1 rRNA gene is annotated in these 1,736 nt (G+C 52.2%); it reads left to right on the top strand.

The window, feature by feature from the left end:
* Positions 1 to 1,616, top strand: a 23S ribosomal RNA gene (locus tag G367_RS0100025); the annotation flags it as partial.
* Positions 1,617 to 1,736 lie beyond the last annotated feature (120 nt).

The raw sequence follows: 1,736 nt of genomic DNA, 5'->3' as shown, positions 1-1,736 counted from the left end.
CCTCCCCGCCGGAAGACCAAGGGTTCCTGTCCAACGCTAATCGGGACAGGGTTAGTCGGCCCCTAAGGCGAGGGCGAAAGCCGTAGTCGATGGAAAACAGGTTAATATTCCTGTACTCGCTATTGCTGCGATGGAGTGACGGAGAAGGCTAGGCCAGCATGGCGATTGGTTGTCCATGTTTAAGGTTGTAGGCTGGGGACTTAGGCAAATCCGGGTCCCTAAGGCTGAGAACTGATGACGAGTCTCTTTTAGAGACGAAGTGGTTGATGCCCTGCTTCCAGGAAAAACTTCTAAGCTTCAGGCAATAGTGAACCGTACTCTAAACCGACACAGGTGGTCAGGTAGAGAATACCAAGGCGCTTGAGAGAACTCTGGTGAAGGAACTAGGCAAAATGGTACCGTAACTTCGGGAGAAGGTACGCCGGTTTTGGTGATGGGACTTGCTCCCTAAGCTGAGGCCGGTCGAAGTGACCAGGTGGCTGCGACTGTTTATTAAAAACATAGCACTCTGCAAACACGTAAGTGGACGTATAGGGTGTGACGCCTGCCCGGTGCCGGAAGGTTAATTGATGGGGTTAGCTTCGGCGAAGCTCTTGATCGAAGCCCCGGTAAACGGCGGCCGTAACTATAACGGTCCTAAGGTAGCGAAATTCCTTGTCGGGTAAGTTCCGACCTGCACGAATGGCGTAACGATGGCCACGCTGTCTCCACCAGAGACTCAGTGAAATTGAAATCGCTGTTAAGATGCAGTGTACCCGCGGCTAGACGGAAAGACCCCGTGAACCTTTACTACAGCTTTGCACTGAACTTTGAGCCTATTTGTGTAGGATAGGTGGGAGGCTTTGAAGCAGCGACGCTAGTTGTTGTGGAGCCGTCCTTGAAATACCACCCTGGTATGTTTGAGGTTCTAACTCTGGTCCGTTATCCGGATCGAGGACAGTGTATGGTGGGTAGTTTGACTGGGGCGGTCTCCTCCCAAAGAGTAACGGAGGAGTACGAAGGTGCACTCAGCATGGTCGGAAATCATGCAATGAGCATAATGGTATAAGTGCGCTTGACTGCGAGACAGACATGTCGAGCAGGTACGAAAGTAGGTCATAGTGATCCGGCGATTCTGTATGGAAGGGTCGTCGCTCAACGGATAAAAGGTACTCCGGGGATAACAGGCTGATACCGCCCAAGAGTTCACATCGACGGCGGTGTTTGGCACCTCGATGTCGGCTCATCACATCCTGGGGCTGAAGCCGGTCCCAAGGGTATGGCTGTTCGCCATTTAAAGTGGTACGCGAGCTGGGTTTAGAACGTCGTGAGACAGTTCGGTCCCTATCTGCCGTGGGCGTTGGAGATTTGAGAAGAGTTGCTCCTAGTACGAGAGGACCGGAGTGAACGAACCTCTGGTGTTCCGGTTGTCACGCCAGTGGCATTGCCGGGTAGCTATGTTCGGACGGGATAACCGCTGAAAGCATCTAAGCGGGAAGCCTCCTTCAAGATAAGATCTCCCTGGGAACTTGATTCCCCTAAAGGGCCGTGGAAGACTACCACGTTGATAGGCTGGGTGTGGAAGCGTTGTGAGGCGTTGAGCTAACCAGTACTAATTGCCCGTGCGGCTTGACCATACAACAGAGATGGTTACTAACGACTAGCTAAGCTAGCGGATTGTGAGTTAGAGACATACGATCGCTTGCGGTGTATTACTACAGATTGTTTTACCGACTTATTTGGGGTTATCGCCGGTC

This window comes from Microbulbifer variabilis ATCC 700307 (assembly GCF_000380565.1).
In the GTDB taxonomy this organism is placed as follows: Bacteria; Pseudomonadota; Gammaproteobacteria; order Pseudomonadales; family Cellvibrionaceae; genus Microbulbifer; species Microbulbifer variabilis.
The sequence above is the reverse complement of the archived record's forward strand: the minus strand, read 5'-3'. Positions and strand labels throughout refer to the sequence as shown.